Origin of the sequence: Pararhodobacter marinus, assembly GCF_003122215.1 — a bacterium.
Taxonomy (GTDB): domain Bacteria; phylum Pseudomonadota; class Alphaproteobacteria; order Rhodobacterales; family Rhodobacteraceae; genus Pararhodobacter; species Pararhodobacter marinus.
In genome coordinates this window covers 108,008-131,254 of the sequence record NZ_QEYD01000013.1, presented here as the reverse complement: position 1 = coordinate 131,254, position 23,247 = coordinate 108,008, and the positions used below count along the sequence as shown (strand labels likewise).

Here is a 23,247-nt window from a genome sequence, read left to right as displayed (position 1 = left end):
ACGAAAGCCTGCCGCGCCATCTTTGTTCCCCAAATATCCCAGGGGGTCCGGGGGAGGATCCCCCGCCTTCGGGAGCAACGGCAAAAAAGGACGCGCGGGCGGTCAGTTCGCCGGGACCGGGCTGCCGTCGGCGCCCCGCAATTCGGCCTCCCATGCCCCGCTTTCCACCGCTTCCACGATCAACCCGGTCAGGATCGTCTTCACGGTTTCCAGCACATAGGTGCGCGGCGCCCCGGCGGGTTCGCACAGGCACAATTCGCGCGACAGGTTGGGCTCGACGATGGGCCGGTAGGACAGCACGCCCTCCGCCACCGGGATATTGACCGAGAGCTTGGTGGCGATGGTGCAGCCCAGCCTTTCGCGCAGCGCGCCCGAGATCGCCTGGATCGAGTTCATCTTCAGCACCGCCCGGCTCTCGATCCGCTTGAGCAGGTCGAGCTCGGTCAGGATCACGCCCGATGACACGCCCTGCTGCAGCATGATGATGGGCAGCGTCAGCAATTCCTCGACCGTGATCGGCAGACCCGGCGGACCGATCAGGTCCTCTCGCCCGACGCAGACCATGCGTTCGACCAGAAGCGGGCGCGAGACGATGCGGCTATCGGGGGGCGGGTTGTAGACCAGCGCCAGGTCGACCTCGCCACGCATCAGCGACTGGAAGGTCGCGCCCGACAGGCTTTCGTTGAGGCTGAGCTGCACTTTCGGGTGGTCGCCGAGGATCTTGCGCGCCAGCGGCACGCCGATCGCGCGGACCGCCGAATAGGCCATGCCCACGCGGACCGTGCCGCTGATCTCCTTGTCGCCCTGCCGCAGGTCGGCGACCGCGATGTCGACCGCGCGCAGGATCGCCGTGGCATGGCCATGCAGCCGTTCGCCCGCCGCCGTCGGCGTCAGCCCGCGCGGCGTGCGCTCGAAGAGCCGGGCGGCGAGTTCCTCTTCCAGCCGCCCGAGGTGATAGCTCAGCGCCGTGGTCGCGACATGCACGCGCTTCGACGCCGCCAGAAGCGAGCCGTGTTCGTAGATCGCCTGAAAATAGCGGAGCTGGCGGATATCCATGCGGCGGGCGCCTTTGGCTATACAATTTTTAGAGATGTGGCGTCGAATTGTTATAATTTTTTGCCCCGCCCCGCAACGCTAGGGTGCCCTCAGCAGAGCGGAGGCCCCATGAGCATCATCGATTCCACGGCGATCACCACGCAGGGTGCCATCACGGCTCTGGACCCGACGGGCACGCCGCCGGTCGTCACCGGCAAGCAGCCCGCGCCGCGTCCGTCCAGTCTGGAGGGGGCGACCGTTTACCTTGTGGACAGCCGGTTCGACGATTCACTCGAATTGCTCAAACAGATCGCCGCCTGGTTTGGCGCGCATATGCCCTCGGTCACGGTCGAGATCCGGCAACTGGCTTCGACCTATGCCAAGGACGACCCCGATCTGTGGGAAGAGATCCGCGACAGGGGCGCCGTGGCGATCATCGGGGTCGGCCATTGCAGCACCTGCGCGCCCGCCGTTTCGACCCATGCGATCACACTCGAGACGAAATACGGCGTGCCGACGGTGGCCGTGCATACCGAGAAATTCGACCGCGTGGTGCGGTCGGTGGTGAAGATGGGCGGCCTGCCTCAGGCGCCGCTGGTCTTCGTGCCGCAGCCGGTGATGGGCAAGAGCGCGGCCGAGCTGAAAGCCTATGTCGAAGGGATCGACCCGGTGCGCGGCGCGCCGGTGATGCAGGAGATCGTGGAAGCGCTGACCCGGGGGCTTGCCCCCGCCACCGACACGCGCGCCGCCGCGCCCGCGCGTCCGCGCCTTGTCAGCGCGGAAAGCGAGGACGCGCTGCATGAGCTCTATCAGGCCAATAACTGGACCGATTACCTGCCCATCGTGCTGCCCACGGAGGCGCGGGTCGAAGCGATGCTGGCCGGCACCCGCCGCGACCGCGACGAGATTGTCGGCCGGATGCAGCCCACCCCCAATCGCGGCGCATGGAGCTACACGGTCGAGAAGGTCGCGATCAACGCGGTGATGGCCGGCGCGCGTCCCGAGTATTTCCCGGTGATCCTGGCGCTGGCGGCGTCGGAATACTCGTCGCGGCGCTCGTCCTCGTCCTCGGTGGCGACGATGGTCGTGGTCAACGGCCCGATCCGGCATGAGATCGGCATGAACAGCGGCATCGGCGCGATGGGGCCCTACAACCACGCCAATGCCACGATCGGGCGGGCCTACAGCCTGTTGTCGCAGAACCTGCAGGGCGGGTCCGAGCCGGGCCTGTCCTATATGGGCTCGATGGGCAGCGCCTTCAGCTATTCGGGCGTGACCTTCGCCGAGAACGAAGAGGCCAGCCCCTGGGAGCCGCTGCATGTCCAGCACGGTTTCCGCGCCGAGGACAGCACCGTCACCATCTTTCAGGGCCTGCGCGCCGTGACCCACAGCCTGGGCCTGCGCGAGACGCATTGGCGCGAGCATGTCGCCGACATGCTGCGCGGCACCGAGGCGATCACCGCGCCCTGCCTGCTGCTCGACCCGATCTGCGCGCGGCAATTCGTCGAGCGGGCGGGTTATGCGGACAAGGCGGCGCTGATCGACGGGATCCACGAGCTGGGCAAGATGAAAGCGGGCGAATACTGGGACCTGCAGCTGGTGCAGAACTACGTCTATCCGCGCGCCACCTTCGGCGAAGAGCCTTTCGCCTCGCGGCTGAAGGCGGCGCCCGACGAGATGATCCACAAATTCGTCAAGGAGCGCATCAACGCCATCGTCGTGGGCGGCGAGGCGAACGGCTATTGGCAAATCGCCAGCGCGATGCGTCACGCGACGCTCAGCATCGACGAATGGCGTTGAGGGCATGAGCGGGATGGCGCTGGATATCCTGATCGTCGGCGCCGGCGTGGCCGGGATGGAAGCCGCGCGGGTGGCGGCTGCGGAGGGGGCAAAGGTGCTGGTGGTCGAACGGATGGGACCGGGCGGACAGGTCGCGACCGTGGACCGGATCACCAACTTTCCCGGCCATGACGAGATTGGCGGGTTCGAGCTGGGCCCGATGCTGCAGGACGCCGCGGACGAAGCCGGGGCCGAGTTCGTGCTGTCCGAGGTGGCTGCGCTGGCGCCCGTCGCGGGCGGCTGGCGGGCAGCGGTCGACGGGACGCCTTTGGACGCGCGCTGCGTGATCCTGGCTTGCGGATCCGAGCGCCGCGCGCTGGGGGTACCGGGCGAGAGCGCCTATGCCGGGCGGGGCGTGTCGCATTGCGCGTCCTGCGACGGCGGGTTCTTCCGGGGCGAGACGGTGGTCGTGGTCGGCGGCGGCGATTCCGCGCTGGACGAGGCGCTGGTTCTCGCGCCGATGGTCGGATCGGTGGTGCTGGTGCTGCGGGGGACGGAATTCCGGGCGACGCAGGGGCAGGAAACCGCGCTTGCAGGGCAGCCAAACATCACCGTGCTGCGCGAAACCGAGGTGATCGAGGTACAGGGCGATGACAGCGGCATGACAGGCGTGGTGCTGCGCGACGGAGGCGGGACACGCGTCCTGCCGGCGCGGGGGCTCTTCGTCTATGTCGGGCTCACGCCGCGCACGGCACTGGCCGAAGGGCTGGCCGAACGGGACCAAGACGGGCGTCTGGTCGTTTCCGGGAGGATGGAGACGACGGCGCCGGGCCTGTTCGCGGCCGGGGACATCCGGCAGGGCAGCCGCGCTTTGCTGGCCGAAGCGCTGGAAGACGGACAGAAGGCCGCCCGCGCGGCGCTCGGCTTTCTGCAAACGGGACTGGCGGCAGGGCAACAGGGATAACCCGCCGCCAGCCGGGGACAGCCCGGCATCAGGTCGCCTGCGGGCGACATATATCAGGGAGGAGAAAGCATGACCCTTATCCAGAGGCTTGTGCCCGTGACAGGGCTGGCCGTGTTCGGCCTGCTGCTACCCGCGTCGATCCTGCAGGCGCAGGATCTGACCGAAACCGAAACCGCGCTCTACGAGGCCGCGCAATCCGAAAACGGCGTGACGTGGTACACCTCGCAGCTGACAACCGAGCAGGCCGAGCAGGTCTGCGCGCTGTTCAGCGAGCGCTACGAGGGCGTCGGCTGCTTCCCCGTGCGCGCCAATGGCTCCAGCACGCTGCAACGCGTGGTGCAGGAAATCCAGGCGGGCGCGGTGCAAGGCGACGTGGTCTCGACCAACGGCGTGTCGGATTTCGAGGAATTCAAGGCTCTGGGCGGGCTGGCGCAATACATGCCCGAGAACCTGTCGGGCATGGAGCCGTCGCTGGCCGCGCTCAACGATTCCGACGGGTATTACTTCGTGTCGGGCACCTCGCCCTTCGGCTTCGTCTACAACACCGAGATCGTCGCGCCCGAGGACGTGCCCAGCTCGTGGAACGACCTGACCGACCCGCGCTGGCGCGACCAGATCGCCATCGCGCATCCGGGCTTCTCGGGCAGCGCCGGGCAATGGGCGATCGCCATGGACCGGCTTTACGGCGAGGCATTCTTTCAGGGTCTTGCCGCCAATGATCCCCAGATCGGCCGCTCCATCGCCGATGGCTACACGCTGGTGACGACGGGCGAGCGCTCGCTCACCGTGACGTCGCTGGCGCTGGGACGCGACGCGATGCGCGACGGCAAGCCCGTCGATCTGGTGGTGCCCGAGGAAGGCATGTTCCTGCCGCCCAGCGCCGCCGCCGTTCTGGCCGATGCGCCCAACCCCAACAGCGCGCGGCTGTTCGCCGAGTTCCTCGCCTCGACCGAGTTCTCGCAATGGCTGGCTTCGATGGGGCGCAACCCGCTGCGCACCGATGTGGCGACGCCCGAGGGCGTGCCGGATCTGACCGAGGTCAACGTCCTGACCGTCTCGGTGGCCGAGTCGCTGGAGAACCAGCAGCGCGTGGTCGAGATGTTCCGCGACATCTTCGGCATCTGATCCCGACAGGCCGGCCCCGCAGCAGGGGCCGGCCCATCCGACCGCGACCCGGAGCCCCCATGACCGCCGAAATTCATTCTCCGGCCCCCGCCCGGACCCGCCGCCTGACGCATTTCCGGCCCGATCAGCTAGCGTGGCTGGCCCTGGCGCTGACGTTGGCGGTACTGATCATCGCGCCCCTTTCCATGCTTGTGGTGAAAAGCTTCACCCACGGCACCACCGGCGGCTTCACGCTGGAAAACTACGTCACCGCCTATGGCCGCGCGCGCCATGTTCAGGCGCTGTGGAACACGCTGGTGATGGGGCTGGCCTCGACCGTGCTGGCGGTTCTGCTGGCGGTGCCCACCGCATGGGCCTGCACGCGCACCAATATGCCGGGCCGGACCTTCGTGCGGATCGCGCTGTTCGGCTCGTTCCTGATGCCGCCTTACCTGACCGGCGTGGGCTGGATCCTGCTGGCGGGCCCCAATGCGGGCTTCATCAATCAGGCCTGGACCGCGCTGACCGGGCTGGAAGCCCCCCTGGTCGATATCTTCACCTTCCCGGGCCTCGTTCTGGTCATGGGGGTGAGCACGTTCTTCACCATCTTCATCCTCGTCAGCGCGGCGTTCGAGCTGCTCTCGTCCGAGATGGAGGACGCCGCCAATATCCTGGGCGCGGGCCCCTTCCGCACCGCGTTCAAGATCACGCTGCCGATGGCCATGCCGACGATCCTGGGCAGTGCGCTTCTGACCTTCCTTGTGTCCATCGCGCTTTACGGCGTGCCCGCGCTGATCTCGATTCCGGCGCGCTACCCGGTCGTGGTGATCCAGCTGGCCGAGTTCTTTTCCTTCCCCGTCCGCATCGAAGTCGCCGCGGCCTATTCGATCCCGCTTCTGGGCATCACCATCGGGTTGTTGCTGCTGCAGCGCCGGGTGCTGGGGCGCAAGGGCTATACCGCCGTCGGCGGCAAGGGGGGCGAGCGTCGCGTGACCGATCTGGGCGCGTGGAAATGGGCCGTGTTCGGCTATGTCATGCTGGTCGTGCTGCTGGCCGTGGCGATGCCGCTTCTGGTGCTCATCATGGCCGCTTTCAGCGATAGCTGGGTCGCGGGGCTGAGCCTCGACAATTTCACGCTCGAACATTTCCGCTACGTGCTGTTCGAACATTCCAGCTCGCAACAGGCGCTGATCACCAGCGTCGCCACCGGCGCCGCGGCGGCCACGCTCGCCATCTCGCTTGCGCTGTCGATTTCCTATGTGGTGCAGCGCCGCCTGCTGCCCCATGCGGGCGTCCTGGCATTCCTGTGCATGTCGCCCTTCGTCATTCCGGGCATCGTGCTTGCCATCGGCTTTTACGCCGTCTACGCGCTGCCGCCGGTGGGGCTGTACGGCACCTATATCATCCTGATCCTGGCCTTTACCACGCGCTTCCTGCCCATCGCCTACACGACCAGCACCAATGGCGTGCGGGCGATCAACCCGGAAATGGAGGAGGCCGTGCGCATCCTCGGCGGTGGCCAGTTCACCGCGATCCGCAAGGTCGTGGCGCCGCTGCTCAAGCGCACGCTGGCGTCGGGCTGGATTCTGATCTTCGTGCCCGCCGCGCAGGAATTGTCCACCGCCGTCTTCCTTGTCGGCCCCCATACCCGCGTCGTCTCGGTCGTCCTGCTGGACATGAGCGAAGAGGGAACATTCGAACGCCTCGCCGCCCTGGGCAGCGTGCTGTTGCTGATCATCGCCCTCATCGTGCTGATCGGCGTCAGGCTGCTGGGCCGCGATTTCATGCTGAGGAGAAGCTGATGCAGGGTCTGATCCTGAAAGACCTGGGACGCCGGTTCGGGGCGGTGGATGCCGTCCGGGACGTGAATATCGAGCTTCAGCCCGGCGAATTCCTGTCGCTGCTGGGCCCGTCGGGCTGCGGCAAGACGACGACCTTGCGGATGATCGCGGGCTTCCTGGCGCCGACCTCGGGCTCGATCATCCTGGACGGGGTCGAGGTCTCGTCCCCGCGCGGTTCGCTGCCGCCGGAAAAGCGCGGGATGTCGATGATCTTCCAGAGCTACGCGATCTGGCCCAACATGACCGTGGCGCAGAACGTGGCCTTCGGGCTGAATTTGCGCAAGCTCGACAAGGCCGAGATCCGCCGCCGCACCGGCGAGATGCTGGAAGCCGTGCGCCTGAACGCCTTGGCCGACCGTTATCCGTCCGAATTGTCGGGCGGCCAGCAGCAGCGCGTGGCGCTGGCGCGCGCGCTGGTGATCCGGCCCAAGCTGTTGCTGCTGGACGAGCCGCTGTCCAATCTCGACGCCTCGCTGCGCGAGGACATGCGTTTCGAGATAAAGCGCATCCATGACGAGTTCCGCATCACCTCGGTCTATGTCACCCACGACCAGAGCGAGGCGATGGTCACCTCGGACCGGATCGCCGTCATCAATCAGGGCCGGGTCGAGCAGATCGACACCCCCTACGAGATCTACACCAAGCCCCGAACCCGTTTCGTCGCGGGTTTCATCGGGCGCACGAACCAGATCACCGGGCGGCGCGGCGCGCAGGGCGTGGATTTCGACGGCTTCACCCTGCCCGGCGCGGCCTTTACCGGCGCCGAGCCCGAGGTCTTCATCTCGGTACGCCCGCAATCGCTGCATCTGAGTGCCGAAGAACCCGTCACCGACAACGCGCTGAAACTGAAAGGCACGATCGCCGGGCGGGCTTTCCTGGGAGAGACATGGGATTACGTCTTCCGCTCGGATGCCGGGCTGGAACTGCGCATCACCGCCCGCCCGCACGAGGTCTACGCGCTTGGCGCGCCGGTCTGGGCACGGGCGTCCAGTGACCAGGTCGTGCAGATCCTGTAGCAGGGCCCGCGTCAGGCGTCGGCGGCAGCGCTGCGCACGGCGGCGATCAGGTCGTGGAAGCGGTCGCCCTGCACAAGGATATGCGCGTAGGTGGCCTGCCCTGCGCCCTCGGCATCGCCCCGGCGCACCGCGTCGAGGATCGATTCATGCTCGGACAGCGAATTGGCGATCCGGTTGCGCCCGCGCAGCTGCAACCGCCTGTAGGGCTGCAGCATCCGGTGCAGGCGCAGGGCCTCGTCCCGCAGGAAGCTGTTATGCGTCGCGGTGTACAGGCAGCAATGGAAGTCGGTATTGGCCTGATAATACGCCTCGGCATCGCCCGAACGCGCGGCCTTGCGGCAGGCTTCATGGGCGGCGGTGAAGGCTTTCAGCTCGGGCTCGGTGATCCGGCGGGCAGCGAGCCGGGCACAGCTGGCTTCGACCTCGGCCATCATCTCGAAACGCTCGGCCAGTTCCTCGAAGCTCCATTCCGTGACGAAGGTGCCGCGCTTGGGTTGCACCTGCACCAGACCCGAGGCTTCGAGCTGTTGCAGCACGTCGCGGATCGGCGTGCGCGAACAGGCGAATTGCCGCGCCAGCGCCTCGGGGTCGAGCCGCGCGCCGGGGCGGTGTTCGCCTTTCAGAATGGCATTTTCCAGCGCCTGCCGGATGCGCTGGGTGGTCGAGGCTGTATTCGCCGGGCTGGGCACAGGATCATCCGTTTTTCAGCGATCCTAGCACCGGGGAAAGAGATATAGAAAGGACTTGATGATATATATATCAGCGCTACTATCGCGCATAAGGTCCCCCGACGGGGGCGAGGAGTCCGCATGTTCAATCCGTTCCGCGCCGACGGCCCCGGCTTTCTGGGCGAAATCCTCGACCTTCTGGGCGAACGCGGGCGCCTGCTTCTGGGCCGTCGCGACGAAGCCCCGCAAGCCCGCGCCGACGATCTGGCGCAACTGGCCGAGGTGCTGTTGTCGCGGCGCGGTCAGGCTGCGGGCGGGGCCCTCGCGGCCAGTCTGGCCGCCGGCTATCTGGGCGCCGCGCCCGCAGAGCGCCACGCCTTCCTCGGGCGTCTTGCGCGCGATTTCGGCCCCGATACCGACCGCAGCGACGCCGCGATCCGCGCGTTCCACGAGGGCGCGCCACGGGCGCTGGAGGCGCTGCACGCGGCCACGGAGCCCCGGCGGCAGGAAGTGTTCCGCCGCCTAAACCTTGCCCCCGGCGGGACCGGCACGCTGTTGCAGATGCGGACCGACCTGCTCGACATCCTGCCGTCGATGCCCGAACTGGCCGGGGTGAATGCCGATTTCCTGCATCTCTTCACTTCGTGGTTCAATCGCGGCTTCCTGAACCTTCAACAGATCGACTGGGACACGCCCGCCTCGATCCTGGAAAAGATCATCCGTTACGAGGCCGTGCACGAAATCCGCAACTGGGACGATCTGCGCAACCGGCTGAAACCGCGCGACCGGCGCTGCTATGCGTTCTTTCACCCGCAACTGCCCGGCGAGCCGTTGATCTTCGTCGAGGTCGCGCTGACCACGGAAATCCCCGCCGCCATCGCGCCGCTTCTGGATCTGGACCGCGTGCCGGTCGAGCCCGAACAGGCGACGACGGCGGTGTTCTATTCGATCTCGAACACCCAGCGCGGGCTGGCCGGGGTGTCGTTCGGCAATTTCCTGATCAAGCAGGTGGTCGAGCTTCTGCGCGCGGAATGGCCCGAACTGCGCGACTTCGTCACGCTCTCGCCGGTGCCGGGTTTCGCCCGCTGGCTGGACGCGGCGCGCAAGGACAGCGACAGCGTCCTGCCCGAGCAGTTGCGGCAGGCGCTCGACGCCTCCGACCCCGCGCCCGAAGCCGCGATCCTGTCCGCCGCCGCGCTCTATTTCCTGCGTGCCCGCGATGCCCGGGGCCGCGTCGTCGACCCGGTCGCGCGCTTCCATCTGGGCAACGGCGCCAGCCTGCAACGGCTCAATCCGGGCGGCGATCTTTCCGCGAACGGGCTTGGGCAATCGCATGGGCTGATGGTGAATTACCGCTACACGCCCGCCGATATCGAGCGCAATCACGAAGCCTTTGCCGAGCGCGGCGAGGTCGTGGCGTCGGATGCCGTGCGCAAGGCCCTGCCCGCGCGCGCCTGAACCGGCGACGCCGAAAGCGACGGCCCGCGCGGATCTCTCTGCGCGGGCCGTGTCGGTTTCTCAGCTTGTCAGCGGGGCCGGAGGCCGCCCCGCGCGCAGCCGGTGCCAGACCAGCAGCGCCGCCCCGCACGCCACAGCCGGCCATTGAAGCGCCGGGTTGCCCGACAGCACCAGAAGCGCCAGCAGCAACCGCCCCGCCACTTCGGGCGGCAGCAGGCGCCGCTGATCGAACCGCGCCAGCGCACTGGCCAGCAGGTACAGCGACAACCCCAGCCGCGCGAGCAGCCACAGCAACGCCATCAGGTGGAACTCCCCGTCATAGCCCGGCAGGAACCGCTCTCCGCCCGAGGCCCCGTCAGGGTTCAGCACCGCCGCCTGCACCAGCAGGATCTCGGGGTTGAACGCGAAGATGAACGGGATGACGAACATCACGATCCCCGATCGCACCGCCGAGAACGAGGTCCCCACCGGGTCCGACTTGGCGATGGTCGAAGCCGCATAGGAGGCCACCGCGACGGGCGGCGTGATGGCGCTGACGCAGGCGAAGTAGAAGATGAACATATGCGCGGTGAAATGCGCCATGCCCAGCCCCACCAGAAGCGGCCCCATCAGCAGCGCCGCGTTCACATAGGCCGGCACCGCCGGCATCCCCATGCCAAGCAGGATCGCCAGCACCATCGTCACGCCCAGCGCCACGAACTGGAACAGCACCGGCGCGCCGTTGCCCAGATCCAGCGCCCGCAGCCAGCCGAGGATATCGAGCGCCACGAAGCTGGGCAGCGCGGTCAGGTTCAGGCTGATATCGATCACCGAAACGGCCAGGAACATCAGGTACAACCCCGCCGAGGTGATCCCGGCCTGCGCCAGCGCATCGGCCAGAAGGCGCGGCTGACGGCGGAACAGCGGGTCGATGAACAGCATGACCATCAGCACGATGGCCGCCCACCAGCCGGTCGAGCCCGCATCGCCCAGCGTGTTCTGGATAAGCTGCATGATCCAGGGCAGGTTTTCCGCCCGGCAGATGCCGTTCGGCCCCTCGACCGCCACCGCGCCCAGCGCAAGGCTCAGCGGATCGCAGCCGATGGCATCCTTGGGCACCAGCAGCAGCACGATGATCAGCGCAAGGGGCACGAAGATCTGGGTGAGCAACAGCAGGTCGCGGCGCGTCAGGCGCAGCTCGGGCGGGACCTCGCCCACGGCGGGGATGTTCTGGCGCCGGGCCTGGAACATCACTGACAGGAACATGCACAGGAAATACGCCACCGCCGGGATCGCGGCGGCGATGGCCACGTCGCGATAGGGCACGCCCGTCATCGCCGCCAGAACGAAGGCGGCAATGCCCATGATCGGCGGCATCACCTGCCCGCCGGACGAGGCCGCGGCCTCGATCCCGCCGGCATAGCTTTTGGAAAAGCCGCCGCGGATCATCATCGGAATGGTGATGGTGCCGGTGCCCAGCACGTTGACCACCGGCGTGCCGGTCGTGGTGCCGAACAGCGCCGAGGCCACGATGGCGGCATGGGCCGCCCCGCCCCGCAGCTTTCGGGTCGAGACCACGGCCAGCTTGATCAGCGCCCGCCCGCCCGCCGAGACCGACAGAAGCGAGCCCAATACGATATAGGGAAAGACCGTGTTCAGCATGATGTGCAGGAACTGGCCCAGCAGGCCCGATCCCTGATTCGTCAACAGGTCCTGCAGCCGGTATCGCCCGTCCGCCAGCGAACGCGGCTCGCCGCCCAGCTCGGTAATCAGGTAGCGGTTCATCCCGTCCGAGCCGAACCAGTACCAGATCAGCACCGTGGCGATGGCATAGGCGGCCAGCGCGATCGACACCATGACCAGCGAGAAGCCCCAGACCTGCGCGTTATAGGCAAGGAAGACAATGACGGCGAGGCCGACGATCAGCGTGATCCAAGGCCCCGTCGTGGCCAGGCAACGCGGGTCGTCGATGCTGCTGGGCGCAGGCAGGCCCAGGGCCAGCGCGACCTCGCGCTCGGCGGCCAGCGCCCGTTCGATCAGTGCCGCGCGTTCGCCGGTGATCACGTCGATCAGGCAGACGGCCTCGTTCTCGATCAGGTAGGTGGCGGAAATGGCAATCGCCGCCGTCACCAGCGCGATGTCCAGCGCCAGCCCCAGCCGTCGTTTCGCTGCCCCCTTGTCCTGCCATTCGCGCCAGCACGAATGCCAGAGCGCGACGATGATCATCATCCAGGCAAAGGCGATGGGATAGTAGTATTCATAGGGAAAGCGGCGGACTTCCAGCCAGTCCCAGCCGGTCAGATCGCGCCAGAACGCATCCCATCCGGGGATCGCCGGGGTAGAGTTGATCATGCCGGTGATCACGAAGACCAGCGCCATGAAGAACACGATCCGGCGCGTCATCGGCCGGAGCACAGGTTGTTCGGTTTCCATCACTCGCTCACGTCGATGCGGGGCGCGCGGGCCCGCCACCAAGGGCGGGCCCGACGGGCGTCACTGGGCGCAATCGGGTACGTCGTAACCCGCTTCTTCCCAGGCGCGCACCGCGCCGGGATGATAGCGAACGGGGTTCAGACCGCACATGCCCGAGGCCACGGGGTCGAGATTCTCGAACCCGACATTGCGGGCATAGAGCGCCTTTTCGTAGATCTGGTCGAGCGTCTCGATATGCGCGCGGGTCAGCTGATAGGCCAGTTCCTCGTCCATCGCCGCGTTGACGCAATTGCCGCCCACCGAGCCGCGCGTCCGGAAGACCCCGTCCTCGGACACGACATGCGCGTTCTCGCCCAGAGCGGCCATCTGCTCGGCCGTCAGCGTGAAGGGCGCCGACCCCGGCGCGGTCAGCACGCGCTGCACCGCTTCGCTTTCGAATTGCTCGATCGGAATCGAATAGAAATTCATCCGTCCCGCCGACAGCGCCTGAAGCGGGCGGTCCGAGGGGATGAATTCGGGCAGCAGCGCCACGTCGACCGAGCCCTCGGTGATCGTCGTCGCCATCTGCGACCAGTCGCTTTCGACGGCGGTAAAGCCCGCTCCGGCCTCGAGCCCGGTCATCACCTGGATGAGCGAACGCGCCTCGTTCGTGGCGGCACCCCGGGGCGGGCCGTCCAGCACCCGGCGGCCTTCCAGATCATCCCATCCGCCGACGCCGGCGGTGTCGTAGCCGTAAAGCGTGTAGGCGCCGAAGGAATAGGGGTAGAGCACGCGCAGGTTCTCGGCCAGTTCGGCGCCCCGCTCGGCGCCCATATCGGCGAAAGGTCCGACGCCGCGCGACATCAGGAACGGCAGGATGAAAGGGCAGATGCCGATATCGGTGCGCCCTTCGGCCACCGCGAGCGTGGCATTGACGCCGGTCTGGCCCAGCGTGATCTGGATATTGGCGATGCCGCGCTCCGAGGCGACCTCGGCCAGATGCGCGATGGTCAGATGCACCGCGACCCCGGGCGTCGAGGTCATCGCGGTCAGGTTCTCCTGCGCGGCTGCCATCTGGCCCGTCAGGCCCAGCGCCAGCGTGGCGGTTGCTGCAAGTCTGTTCATTCCGTCCTCCCTTGTTTTGCGTGGCGGACCCGATGGGTCGCCGTCGTCATTCCGGCCCGGCCACCACTCCCTCAGCGCCGGGCCGCTGGTTTCATCGCGCCGGATGCCTGTAGGGCTCGACCGAGATATTGGCGCCGATGCGGATGGTCATGAGGTCCTCGGCCACCAGCACGATGCCGTCATATTCCGCCGCCAGTTCCGACAGCAGGTCGTCCATCGGCAGCGGATCGGGCGGCAACAGCGCCAGATGGGTCAGCATCGCAAGGCGCGGCTGGGTCTGGGCAAAGACCCGACCCACATCGGTGGGCGAGGCATGGTGGTCGATCGCCACCTTCACCTTGGGGTAATTCGCCAGCGTGGTGTCACGCGCGGCGGCGATTTCATGGATGAAGACATCCGCGCCCTTGGCCTGCGAAATCAGGTTCTCGTTGTAGCGCGTGTCGTGCGAATGGACGAAGACGCGGCCCTTGTATTCCACCCGGAAGCCATAGGCCGAGGGGATATTGTCGCCGTGATCGACAAGGATCGCCCGGATCACCAGGCCGCCGCGGTCATAGACCACGCCCTCGGTATAGACATGCGGAATGATGCGCATGTGCTCGGGGTCGATCTCGTTGTCATTGACGCGGATCGTGCGGTCGGGGCGCGTCGCCTGCCATGCGCCCTCGGCCAGATCCTCGAGCCCCTCGGGGCCATAGACCGTCAGCGGCCCGCCGCGCCCGGCCCAGCCCTGAGGAATGGTGCCCGACATGAGCAGGTCGAAGATCCCGGAATAATGGTCGGAATGGTAATGCGACAGGATCACCGTATCGACATAGCCCACGGGGATACCCAGCTGCGACATGCGGATCACCGCGCCGCGGCCGCAATCGATCATCACCTTCTCGCCGCCCGCCTCGATCAGGGTCGAAGTACCGAAGGCATGAATGCTGGGATTGGGAATGCCGGTGCCCAGTAGGGTCACTTTCAGCACGTCGTCCGTCATGGTTTTGGTCCTCCCTCGCGCACCGGATCAGCCGGCGCTGCGGGTTTTCAGTTCGCGGCGGATCGCCTCGCCATCGGCATCCAGAAGCGGCGGCGCGGTCAGGTCCGTTTCGGCCTCGCCATCGAAATTGTAGGGCGGGCGCACGGTGGTGAACGTGTCCGCCATCACGCCCGGAACGGCAACCTTGATCCCCAGATGCCGCGCCTGCGGATCCTCCAGCGCCTCGTCGCTGTCATAGGCGGGGGAATAGGGCACGCCCGCCGCTTCCAGCCGCGCGCACCATTCGTCGCGCGTCTCTCGGGCGAATACCGGGGCGAAGGCGTCGATCAGTTCGTCCTGATGCTCGATCCGCGACAGCCGCTCGGCAAAGCGCGGGTCCTCGCCCAGTGCCTGCATGCCCGTCGCGTCCAGAAGCCCCTCCCAGAACTTCACGGGTGACGACAGGTGGAACGCGATCCATTTCCCGTCCGCGCATTCGAACGTGTAGCTTTGCGACACGACGGGGCGCGACAGCGGGCCCATGACCTCGCCCGCGCTGTAGTAATGGGTGAAGCTGTCCAGGTTGAAATGGCACATCGCCTCGAGCATCGAGATGTCGATGCGCCGCCCCTGCCCGGTGCTGCCGCGCTCGACCAGCGCCGCCAGGATCGCCATCGCCGCATATTGGCCCGTCACCGCATCGGCAATCGCCGGGCCGATCACGCGCGGACGCTCGGGCGGGGTCAGCAGCCGCAGGTAGCCCGCCGCGGCCTGCGCCACGGAATCGAAGGTCGGGCGGTTCATCGCCGGACCCGACGGGCCGAAGCCCGAAATCGCGCAATAGATCAGGCCGGGATTGAGCGCGCGCAGCGTGTCTTCCCCCGCGCCCAGCTTCTCGGCCACGCCGGGGCGGAAATTCTGGATGAACACATCGGCGGTGGCGACCAACTCGTGCAGGGTCGCCAGATCCTCGGGCTGCTTGGTATCCAGGGCGATGGACCGCTTGTTGCGGTTATAGGTCTGGAAATGCGGCGAATAGAGCCCGCCCTTGAACGCCCGAAAGGGATCGCCCGTCTCGGGACGTTCGACCTTGATGACCTCGGCGCCCAGATCGCCCAGATGCATCGCCGCTGCCGGCCCGGTGATATAGGTGCCCAGCTCGACGACGCGGATCTTCTTCAGGATCTTCATGCGTCGTCCTCCGTCTTGGGGTCTTCCCGGCCAGACAGAAGCCCGTCATACGCGATGGCCTGGTCGGCGTGGTTCGACATGATGAACCCGATCGAGCGCAGGCTTTCCTCGTACAGATGCGCCGACAGCCCCGCCGCGCGGGCCAGAAGCGGCACCGCCTTCAGCGCTTCCAGCGGCCAGCCCGCATCCAGGATCACCGCCGGAATGGCGCCCGAGACGTTGATCGGCAGCGGACGGCCCATGATACCGGGCGCGGTCTCGCCCAGCACGCGCAGCACCTCGACATAGCGGCCGGAGATGCCCAACTCGTCGCTCAGTTCCAGCAGCCGGTTCGCGCGCGGATCGCCGCTGGCATGTTGCGGATGGCCAAGACCCGGTACCTTCTGGCGCGCGGCCTTCAGCGTGGTCAGGTGATCCTGCGCCGAGGCGGCGATATCGTCGCCATGCGCATCCGACAGAACCGCGTGCAGGAATTGCCCCGCGCTTTCGGTCGAACCCGCGACCACCGTGCCCATGCCCAGGAGCCCCGCCGCCATCGCGCCCTGCCAGGCCTCGGGGCCCGCGGCCAGCGTCATGCGCGCGGCCTGTACGCTGGGCACAAGCCCGTGTTCGGCAATCGCGACAAGGCAGGCATCGAGCATCTGGCGCTGCGCGTCGCTGGGCATCTCGCCGATGACCAGCAGCCAGAAATAATCGGTAAAGCCGATCTTGCCGATCAGGTCGTGGCACAGGTCCTTGCCGCGCACCGTGATGGAATGCGCGTCCGAAGTGGCGATGGCCGTGTAAGGCTGGGATTGTTTTCCGATCCGCATGTCATTCTTTTCGTATTGCGAAAACTTTTTCTCTTGCCGAAGCCTAAGGGTGCGGATTAGGCTTCGTCAAGCCACTTTGTTGGGCCATGTTCAGGGAGCGCGGGAGACGCATATGAGGGACATCAACCAGTTCACCATCACGCAGGCGGTGAAGGATTCGTTCAAGACCGAGCCGGACAGCCGGTTCGAGGGGCTGCTTCATGGGCTGATCCAGCATCTCCACGATTTCACCCGCGAGCAGAACGTCACCCACGAGGAATGGATGGCGGCGCTGGACTTCCTGTATCGCTGCGGCCAGATCTCGACGCCCGAACGGCATGAATTCATCCTGCTGTCGGACGTGCTGGGCTGGTCGGCGCTGGTCGACATGATCAACACGCGGGGCGGCGCGACCGAAGGGTCCAATCTGGGCCCGTTCTATCTGGACAACGCACCCGCCAAGACGCTTGGCGCAGACCTGGGCGACGGGCGCGACGGGGTCGTGGTGCTGGTCCATGGCCGCGTGACCGACACGCTGAAGAACCCCCTGCCCGGCGCCGTGATCGACACCTGGCAGGCCGATTCGGCGGGCACCTATCCGATCCAGGAGGAAGGGCAGGACAAATACGACCTGCGCGGCAAATTCTCCTGCGACGAGAATGCGCGGTACTATTACACCACCGTGCTGCCCAAACCCTATACCGTGCCCTATGACGGCCCCGTGGGCGATCTTCTTCGCGCGGGCAACCGCCACGCATGGCGCGCGCCGCATATGCATTTCATCGTCACCGCGCCGCGCATGGCGGGCATCACGACCGAGATCTTCTTCAGGAATACCGAGTATCTCGACAATGACGCCGTGTTCGGGGTCCGCCGGTCGCTGGTCGCGGATATCAAGCCCGCCAAGGATCTGGACAAGCTGGGCTACGCGCTGGACAAGCAGCCCGATGCCGTGATCGAATTCGATTTCGTGCTGGCACCGGAAGGCTGAGACGACTTGGACGACGACGACATCGAAAGACCGGCAGGCTTTGTCGAGGCTCTGGCCAAGGGCATCGCCGTGCTCGAAGCCTTCGACGCCAGCCACAGCGAGATGACCCTGTCCGAGGTCGCGCGGAAGGTGAACGTCTCGCCCGCCGCCGCCCGGCGCAGCCTGATCACGCTGATCGAGCTGGGCTATGTGGGCCAGAACGCCAAGCGGTTCCATCTGAAGCCCAAGGTCATGGCGCTGGGATCGTCGTTCTATTTCGCGACGCGGGTGGACGAGATCATCCTGCCCGACCTCCGGCGGCTGGTCGAGCAATTCGGCGACGCGGCCTCGGTCGGGACGCTGAACGAACACAACGTCATCTACGTCGCGCATTATTCCCAGCAGCGTGCGCGCCGTGCCTCGGCGGTGGTGGGGGCCAGCTATCCGGCCTTCGCCACCTCGATAGGCCGGGTGATGCTGGCCGGGCTGGATGATGCCACGCTCGACGCATGGCTCGACGCGCTGGAGCCGGTGCCGCTGACCTCACGTACGCTGGCCGACAAGGGCGCGCTGCGCGACGAGGTGCTGCGCGTGCGCGAACAGGGATTCGCGACGACGGTGGATCAGCTCGACTACGGGATCACCGCCATCGCGGTCCCGATCCTGAACGAACAGGGCCGCACGGTCGCGGCGCTCAACAGTTCGGGCTATTCCGGGATGCTGACACCCGAGGACCTGGTGCGCGACCGGCTGTCCGAGCTGCGCAGTGTCGCCTCGTCCATTTCGGCGCAGCTGACCCGCTTTCCGACCCTGCGCGCCGTTCTCGGCGGCTGACGATCCACCAAGCCGCAAACAGGCTTGACGGGATCGGCCGCCCTGCGTACTTTTCGTTATAGGCAAGAATTTTCGCAATGCGAAATATTAAACCCAGATCATGCTACGGGAGGACTTCATGAACAGACCCCAGACCTTCGCCCCGGCGAGCTTGCAGGATGCGCTCGATGCCGCCGGCGGACCGATCAGCCTGTTGCGCAGCTCGCAGCTGGGCACGACGATCTTCCCGGGCATCCCGCCCGAATTCACCAACTGGCGCGACGAACAGCGGGCTTGGAAGCACAGCGTGGCGATGCTTGAGCAGAGCTATCACATGACCGAAGTGCATGTGCGCGGCGCCGATGCGCTGGCCTTCATGGCCGGGCTGATGACCAACCGCGCCGACAATTTCGACGTCATGCGCGCCAAGCAGATCGTCATGTGCGGCCCCGACGGGCGGATGATCTCGGACGCGGTGCTGTTCCGCGAAGAGCCCGATTTCATGCGCGTCGTCGGCCCGCCCACGGCGGCCAACTGGGTCGAGTTCAACGCGACCAAGACCGACCTGAACGTCACCGTCACCCGCGACGAGAACTTCATCCGCCCGCGCGAGCGCCGCGACGTGTTCCGCTTCCAGCTTCAGGGCCCGAACGCGCTGGCACTGATGCAGGAAGTGACCGAGGGTACGCTGCCCGAGATCAAGTTCTTCCACATGGGCGCCTTCAAGATCGCCGGCCGCGACGTGCGCGCCGTGCGTCATGGCATGGCCAGCACGCCGGGTTTCGAGCTGTACGGCGACTGGGACGATCAGGCCGCCGTGCGCGAGGCGGTCGAGCGCGTGGGCGAGAAATACGACCTGCGCAAGGCCGGTTCGGTGACCTACGGCACGGCGGCGCAGGAATCGGGCTGGATGCCGCGCCCGCTGCCGGCGATCTACGAAGGCGACACGATGGCCGAGTATCGCCGCTGGATCCCCGCGCAAAGCTTCGAAGCGGCGGGCTCGCTGGGCGGCAGCTTCGTCTCGGACCGGATCGACGATTATTACGTCGAACCCTACGAGGTGGGCTATGGCACGCTGGTGAACCTGAACCACGACTTCATCGGGCGCGATGCGCTGGTCGAGAAGAAGCAGAACCAGAAGCGCCGCAAGATGACGCTGATCTGGAACAATGACGACGTGTTCCGCGTGCTGCAGAACTCGTTGCGCAATGACGGCCCGCGCACGAAGTTCATCTCGTTGCCGGTGCCGATGTATTCGTCGTTCCAGGCCGATCAGGTACTGGCGGGGGGCAAGCCTGCGGGCGTGTCGAACTGGATGAGCTATTCGTCCAATGCGGGCGCCATCCTGTCGACCGCGCTGATGGATCTGGAGCATTGCGAGATCGGCAAGGAAGTGACGCTGCTCTGGGGCGAACCCGACAGCCGCCGCCGCACGGTCGAGGCTCACGACGTGGCCGAGATCCGCGCGACCATCGCGCCGGTGCCCTATTACGCCAAGACCAACAAGACCGAGGGCTGAGCCCCTCACCCGTTCCGGCAACGGCCCCCGGTTCCGCACCGGGGGCCGTTTTCGTTGCGGCCTATCGCTCGCCCCGCCGATAGGGCTGCATCAGCGCCTGCGGCACCCGCGCGCGGCGCGCCATGATGATCAGCGCGACGATCGACAGCAGGTAAGGCATCATCAGGAACAGCTGATAGGGCACACCGTCCACCACCGTCTGCAGCCGAAGCTGGAACGCATCGAACAGCGCGAACAACAGCGCGCCCAGCAACGCCCGTCCGGGCCGCCACGAGGCAAAGACGACCAGCGCCACGCAGACCCAGCCGCGCCCCTGTATCATCGTCGGGAAGAACGAGTTGAAGGCCGACAGCGTCAGGAACGCGCCCCCCATCCCCATCAGGGCCGAGCCCGCCATGATCGTGCCGATCCGCAGCCAGATCGGGTCGATCCCCTGCGCATCCAGCGCATGGGGATTCTCGCCCGCCATCCGCACGGCCAGCCCCAGCGGCGTGCGGTAAAGCCCCCAGGCGATCAGTGCGACGAAGGCCACCGCCAGATAGGTGGGCGCGGTCTGGTTGAACAGCACCGGCCCGAGGAAAGGAATCTCCGACAGGACCGGGACCGAGAGCGGCTGGAACGGGTCGATGGTCGGCGGCGAGGACGCGGTCGGCACCGCCAGCCGGAAGACGTAATAGGCGAAGCTCGATGCGAACAGCGTGATGCCCAGCCCGGTGACATGCTGGCTCAGCCCCAGCGGCACCGTCAAAAGCGCGTGCAGGAAGCCAAACGCCGCGCCGCCCAGGGCCGCGGCCAGCATCCCGGTCCACAGATCGCCGCCCTGATACACCGTCAGCCAGCCGATCATCGCGCCGAAGGCCATGATGCCCTCGATCCCCAGATTGAGCACGCCCACCCGCTCGCACAGCAACACGCCCAGCGTGCCCAGGATCAGCGGCGTGGCGATGCGCAGCACCGCCTCCCACATGCCGACCGATCCGAGGATGTCGAAAAGAACGCTCATCTGCGGATCCTGTACTGGGCAAGGAAAATCGCCACCAGCATGGTCAGCAGCGACAGGGCCACCGTCACATCGGCGATATAGGACGGGATCGACAGCGCGCGGGACATGCTGTCGGCCCCCACGAACATCACCGCCGTGAACAGCGCGGCAAAGATCACGCCCAGCGGGTTCAGATTGGCCAGCATGGCGATGACGATGCCGGAATAGCCGTAATTGGGCGACAGGTCGGTGGTGACATAGCCCTTCACGCCCATCACCTCGATCGCCCCCGCCAGCCCGGCCAGCCCGCCCGACAGGCAGGCGACACCGATCAGCGTGCGCCCCAGCGGCACGCCCGCGAAGGCCGCCGCGCGCGGGTTCAGCCCCGCCGCCCGCGCCCGCATCCCGAAGACCGAGCGCGCCTGCACGAACCACACAAGAACCGCCATCGCCAGCGCGATCAGCAGCCCCGCATGCAGCCGGGTGCGCGGGATCAGCGTGGCCAGCAGGGTGTTGTCGGGCACCGGCACCGATTGCGGCCAGCCGAAGGCGAGCGGGTCCTTCATCGCGCCCTCGATCATCAGCGACACGAAAAGCAGGGCCACGAAATTCAGCAGCAGCGTCGTCACCACCTCGTCGACGCCGAAACGCAGCCGCAGCCCCAGCGGCACCAGCAACAGCACCATCCCCGCCACCGCCCCGGCGATGCAGCAGAGCGTGATGGCAATAGGGGCGGGTATCGCGGCGATGGCGGGGATCATGCCCAGCGCGGCCACGGCGATGGCGCCCAGATAGAACTGCCCCTCGCCGCCGATATTCCACAGCCGCGCGCGGAACGCGACGGCAGCTGCAAGCCCGGTCAAAATCAGCGGCGTGGTGCGCGTCAGCGTCTCGGAAATTCCCAGCCGCGAGCCGAAAGCGCCGTTCAGGATCAGTGCATAGGCCCGGAACGGGTTGGCGCCCGCGATGGCGATCAGCACGCCCGCGACGATCAGCGCGGCCAGGATAGCCCCTACCGGCGCCAGCAGCGTCAGCGCGCGCGAGGGATGTTCGCGTCTCTCAAAGCGCATCGTGTGTCTCCGCCTCGATCCGCTCGGCCGCACTCCAGTCGCCCGCCATCATCAGCCCCAGCAGCTGCGCATTCGCGCGCCCGGCCGGGATCGCGGGCGACAGGCGCCCGTTGACGATGGCGCGGATGCGGTCGGACAGCGCGATCACCTCGTCCAGATCCTCGGAAATCAGCAGCACGCCTGCACCCCGCCCGCGCGCCTCCAACAGCCGGGCATGAACCCCGGCGATGGCGCCTTCATCGAGCCCCCGGCTGGGTTGCGCCGCGACAAGGATGTCGGGCCCGGCTTCCAGCACGCGGCCCAGGATCAGCTTTTGCATGTTGCCGCCCGACAGAAGCCGGATGCGCCCATCGACGCTGGCCCCGCGCACGTCGTAGCGCGCGAGGATATCGGCGGTGGCCTTGCGCGCAGCGGCACGCCGCACAAAGCCGCGTGCCGAGAAATCGGGCGACCAGATGCGTTCAAGCACCGCGTTTTCCCATGTCGTCATGTCGCCGATGCTGCCCTCGGCGTTGCGATCCTCGGGGATGCGGCCGATCCCGGCGGCGATGGCGTCGGGCACCGTGTGGCGCGTCACCGCGCGGCCATCCACCGAGAGGCTGCCCGAGCTCGGCGGATAAAGCCCCGAGACCACACCCGCCAGCGTGGTCTGCCCGTTGCCCGACACGCCGATGATGCCCAGCGTCTCGCCCGCGCGCAGCCGGAAGCTGACGTCATGCAGCGAGGCGCCGCCCTTGCCGTGCAAAGACAGATCGACGGCTTCCAGCAGCACCCGGCCCGGCACGGCCGGCGCGCGCGCGGGACGTTCGACCTTGCGGCCGACCATCAGTTCGGCCAGCTCTTCGCGGCTTGTCTCAGAGGTCCGCCGCTCGGCCACTACGCAGCCGCGCCGCAACACGACGACCCGGTCCGAGGCCGACATGACCTCGTGCAGCTTGTGGCTGATGAAGATCAGCGACAGCCCGTTTTCCGTCATCTGGCGCAGGGTGGCGAACAGGCTCTCGGCCTCTTGCGCGGTCAGCACGGCCGTGGGTTCGTCCAGGATCAGGATACGCGCGTCGTTATAGAGCGCCTTCAGGATCTCGACCCGCTGGCATTCGCCCACCGACAGGTCCGAGACCAGCGCATCGGGATCCACCCGGAGACCGAAGCGTTCCGACAGCGCCACTAGCTTCGCGCGCCCCGCCGCCCGGTCCGAGCGCAGGCGCCATAACGGCTCGGTCCCGGTCATCACGTTGTCGAGAACGCTCAGATTGGGCGCCAGCGCGAAATGCTGGTGCACCATGCCCACGCCCGCACGAATGGCCGCGCGTGACCGGCCCGGCGGCAATTCCTGCCCCTCGACGCGCACGGTCCCCTCATCGGCCGTGTAATGGCCGAACAGGATCGACATCAGCGTGGTCTTCCCCGCGCCGTTCTCGCCCAGAAGCGCGACGATCTCGCCGCGATCCAGATGCAGCGAGACGTCTTCATTCGCCGTCACCGCGCCGAAGCGCTTGGTGATATGGGACAGCTCAAGGACGCGGGTCATGCCCGCGCCCCTGCTTGGCTCGCGAACGCCACCGC

General features: G+C 66.9%; 19 protein-coding genes. 9 read left to right on the top strand and 10 right to left on the bottom strand.

All coding sequences use genetic code 11. The annotated features are described in order from the left end of the window. Positions 1-102: 102 nt before the first annotated feature. Entirely contained in the window at positions 103-1,056 is a 954-nt protein-coding gene (locus C4N9_RS19125) for a LysR family transcriptional regulator (RefSeq protein WP_109534963.1), read from the bottom strand. Positions 1,057-1,164: 108 nt separating this feature from the next. On the opposite strand from C4N9_RS19125, the gene C4N9_RS19120 reads away from it, so the two are divergent. The 5 genes from C4N9_RS19120 (at position 1,165) to C4N9_RS19100 (ending at position 7,739) form a co-directional block, all read left to right on the top strand. Next, positions 1,165-2,835 carry a UGSC family (seleno)protein gene (locus C4N9_RS19120; RefSeq protein WP_109534962.1) on the top strand — a complete coding sequence of 557 codons (1,671 nt, stop codon included), beginning with the start codon at positions 1,165-1,167 and terminating at the stop codon, positions 2,833-2,835. 4 nt (positions 2,836-2,839) lie between these two features. After that, the gene (locus C4N9_RS19115) at positions 2,840-3,778 is read left to right on the top strand and encodes an NAD(P)/FAD-dependent oxidoreductase (protein WP_109534961.1); all 939 of its coding nucleotides are present in this window, start codon (positions 2,840-2,842) and stop codon (positions 3,776-3,778) included. A 69-nt stretch (positions 3,779-3,847) separates the two neighbouring features. Then, complete coding sequence (locus C4N9_RS19110; protein WP_109534960.1) at positions 3,848-4,903, top strand: ABC transporter substrate-binding protein; 1,056 nt, start codon at positions 3,848-3,850, stop codon at positions 4,901-4,903. A gap of 59 nt (positions 4,904-4,962) precedes the next feature. After that, positions 4,963-6,684, top strand: coding sequence for an ABC transporter permease (locus C4N9_RS19105; protein WP_109534959.1), 1,722 nt, complete (start codon positions 4,963-4,965; stop codon positions 6,682-6,684). Then, positions 6,684-7,739, top strand: a complete 1,056-nt coding sequence (locus tag C4N9_RS19100; protein WP_109534958.1) for an ABC transporter ATP-binding protein — start codon at positions 6,684-6,686, stop codon at positions 7,737-7,739. Before C4N9_RS19105 ends, C4N9_RS19100 begins: the two co-directional genes overlap by 1 nt. Before the next feature lie 11 nt (positions 7,740-7,750). Here the strand turns inward: C4N9_RS19100 and C4N9_RS19095 are convergent, their stop codons facing one another. Further along, a complete protein-coding gene (locus tag C4N9_RS19095; protein ID WP_109534957.1) occupies positions 7,751-8,428 on the bottom strand; it encodes a GntR family transcriptional regulator in 678 nt (225 codons plus the stop codon). Between the two features lie 120 nt (positions 8,429-8,548). Between C4N9_RS19095 and C4N9_RS19090 the strand changes: the two genes are divergently transcribed. After that, positions 8,549-9,865 (top strand): malonyl-CoA decarboxylase, encoded by a 1,317-nt coding sequence (locus tag C4N9_RS19090; protein ID WP_109534956.1) that lies wholly within the window; start codon positions 8,549-8,551, stop codon positions 9,863-9,865. A 60-nt stretch (positions 9,866-9,925) separates the two neighbouring features. Here the strand turns inward: C4N9_RS19090 and C4N9_RS19085 are convergent, their stop codons facing one another. The 5 genes from C4N9_RS19085 to C4N9_RS19065 all read right to left on the bottom strand — a co-directional run bounded on the left by C4N9_RS19085 (position 9,926) and on the right by C4N9_RS19065 (position 16,348). Then, positions 9,926-12,277, bottom strand: a complete 2,352-nt coding sequence (locus tag C4N9_RS19085) for a TRAP transporter large permease subunit (RefSeq protein WP_109534955.1) — start codon at positions 12,275-12,277, stop codon at positions 9,926-9,928. A gap of 60 nt (positions 12,278-12,337) precedes the next feature. After that, positions 12,338-13,381: a TAXI family TRAP transporter solute-binding subunit gene (locus tag C4N9_RS19080; protein WP_109534954.1), complete on the bottom strand. Its 1,044-nt coding sequence runs from the start codon at positions 13,379-13,381 to the stop codon at positions 12,338-12,340. A 91-nt stretch (positions 13,382-13,472) separates the two neighbouring features. Then, a complete protein-coding gene (locus C4N9_RS19075) occupies positions 13,473-14,366 on the bottom strand; it encodes an MBL fold metallo-hydrolase (RefSeq protein ID WP_109534953.1) in 894 nt (297 codons plus the stop codon). 27 nt (positions 14,367-14,393) lie between these two features. Continuing rightward, on the bottom strand, positions 14,394-15,536 hold the full coding sequence (locus C4N9_RS19070; RefSeq protein WP_109534952.1) for a CaiB/BaiF CoA transferase family protein: 1,143 nt from the start codon (positions 15,534-15,536) through the stop codon (positions 14,394-14,396). Continuing rightward, on the bottom strand, positions 15,533-16,348 hold the full coding sequence (locus C4N9_RS19065; RefSeq protein ID WP_109534951.1) for a citryl-CoA lyase: 816 nt from the start codon (positions 16,346-16,348) through the stop codon (positions 15,533-15,535). Before C4N9_RS19065 ends, C4N9_RS19070 begins: the two co-directional genes overlap by 4 nt. Positions 16,349-16,460: 112 nt before the next feature. Between C4N9_RS19065 and C4N9_RS19060 the strand changes: the two genes are divergently transcribed. The 3 genes from C4N9_RS19060 (at position 16,461) to C4N9_RS19050 (ending at position 19,629) form a co-directional block, all read left to right on the top strand. Beyond that, the gene (locus C4N9_RS19060) at positions 16,461-17,318 is read left to right on the top strand and encodes a dioxygenase family protein (protein WP_109534950.1); all 858 of its coding nucleotides are present in this window, start codon (positions 16,461-16,463) and stop codon (positions 17,316-17,318) included. Positions 17,319-17,324: 6 nt separating this feature from the next. Continuing rightward, positions 17,325-18,131 carry an IclR family transcriptional regulator domain-containing protein gene (locus tag C4N9_RS19055; RefSeq protein WP_245902625.1) on the top strand — a complete coding sequence of 269 codons (807 nt, stop codon included), beginning with the start codon at positions 17,325-17,327 and terminating at the stop codon, positions 18,129-18,131. 118 nt (positions 18,132-18,249) lie between these two features. Then, complete coding sequence (locus C4N9_RS19050) at positions 18,250-19,629, top strand: aminomethyltransferase family protein (protein ID WP_109534949.1); 1,380 nt, start codon at positions 18,250-18,252, stop codon at positions 19,627-19,629. Between the two features lie 61 nt (positions 19,630-19,690). On the opposite strand, the gene C4N9_RS19045 is transcribed toward C4N9_RS19050, so the two are convergent. From C4N9_RS19045 to C4N9_RS19035, 3 genes are read right to left on the bottom strand one after another with little or no spacing between them, the layout of a single operon-like run. Then, entirely contained in the window at positions 19,691-20,632 is a 942-nt protein-coding gene (locus C4N9_RS19045; RefSeq protein ID WP_109534948.1) for an ABC transporter permease, read from the bottom strand. Next, entirely contained in the window at positions 20,629-21,681 is a 1,053-nt protein-coding gene (locus tag C4N9_RS19040) for an ABC transporter permease (RefSeq protein WP_109534947.1), read from the bottom strand. The genes C4N9_RS19045 and C4N9_RS19040 overlap by 4 nt, the downstream gene beginning before the upstream one ends. Further along, positions 21,671-23,212 (bottom strand): ABC transporter ATP-binding protein, encoded by a 1,542-nt coding sequence (locus tag C4N9_RS19035; protein WP_109534946.1) that lies wholly within the window; start codon positions 23,210-23,212, stop codon positions 21,671-21,673. The genes C4N9_RS19040 and C4N9_RS19035 overlap by 11 nt, the downstream gene beginning before the upstream one ends. Between the last annotated feature and the right edge of the window lie 35 nt (positions 23,213-23,247).

Excerpts from the sequence above, each read along its gene's own strand:
- C4N9_RS19120 (WP_109534962.1), top strand. The coding sequence starts at position 1,165 with ATGAGCATCATCGATTCCACGGCGATCACCACGCAGGGTGCCATCACG.
- C4N9_RS19075 (WP_109534953.1), bottom strand. The coding sequence starts at position 14,366 with ATGACGGACGACGTGCTGAAAGTGACCCTACTGGGCACCGGCATTCCC.
- C4N9_RS19065 (WP_109534951.1), bottom strand. The coding sequence starts at position 16,348 with ATGCGGATCGGAAAACAATCCCAGCCTTACACGGCCATCGCCACTTCG.
- C4N9_RS19085 (WP_109534955.1), bottom strand. The coding sequence starts at position 12,277 with ATGGAAACCGAACAACCTGTGCTCCGGCCGATGACGCGCCGGATCGTG.
- C4N9_RS19090 (WP_109534956.1), top strand. The coding sequence starts at position 8,549 with ATGTTCAATCCGTTCCGCGCCGACGGCCCCGGCTTTCTGGGCGAAATC.
- C4N9_RS19045 (WP_109534948.1), bottom strand. The coding sequence starts at position 20,632 with ATGAGCGTTCTTTTCGACATCCTCGGATCGGTCGGCATGTGGGAGGCG.
- C4N9_RS19100 (WP_109534958.1), top strand. The coding sequence starts at position 6,684 with ATGCAGGGTCTGATCCTGAAAGACCTGGGACGCCGGTTCGGGGCGGTG.
- C4N9_RS19060 (WP_109534950.1), top strand. The coding sequence starts at position 16,461 with ATGAGGGACATCAACCAGTTCACCATCACGCAGGCGGTGAAGGATTCG.
- C4N9_RS19115 (WP_109534961.1), top strand. The coding sequence starts at position 2,840 with ATGAGCGGGATGGCGCTGGATATCCTGATCGTCGGCGCCGGCGTGGCC.
- C4N9_RS19035 (WP_109534946.1), bottom strand. The coding sequence starts at position 23,212 with ATGACCCGCGTCCTTGAGCTGTCCCATATCACCAAGCGCTTCGGCGCG.
- C4N9_RS19070 (WP_109534952.1), bottom strand. The coding sequence starts at position 15,536 with ATGAAGATCCTGAAGAAGATCCGCGTCGTCGAGCTGGGCACCTATATC.
- C4N9_RS19040 (WP_109534947.1), bottom strand. The coding sequence starts at position 21,681 with ATGCGCTTTGAGAGACGCGAACATCCCTCGCGCGCGCTGACGCTGCTG.
- C4N9_RS19125 (WP_109534963.1), bottom strand. The coding sequence starts at position 1,056 with ATGGATATCCGCCAGCTCCGCTATTTTCAGGCGATCTACGAACACGGC.
- C4N9_RS19105 (WP_109534959.1), top strand. The coding sequence starts at position 4,963 with ATGACCGCCGAAATTCATTCTCCGGCCCCCGCCCGGACCCGCCGCCTG.
- C4N9_RS19080 (WP_109534954.1), bottom strand. The coding sequence starts at position 13,381 with ATGAACAGACTTGCAGCAACCGCCACGCTGGCGCTGGGCCTGACGGGC.
- C4N9_RS19050 (WP_109534949.1), top strand. The coding sequence starts at position 18,250 with ATGAACAGACCCCAGACCTTCGCCCCGGCGAGCTTGCAGGATGCGCTC.
- C4N9_RS19110 (WP_109534960.1), top strand. The coding sequence starts at position 3,848 with ATGACCCTTATCCAGAGGCTTGTGCCCGTGACAGGGCTGGCCGTGTTC.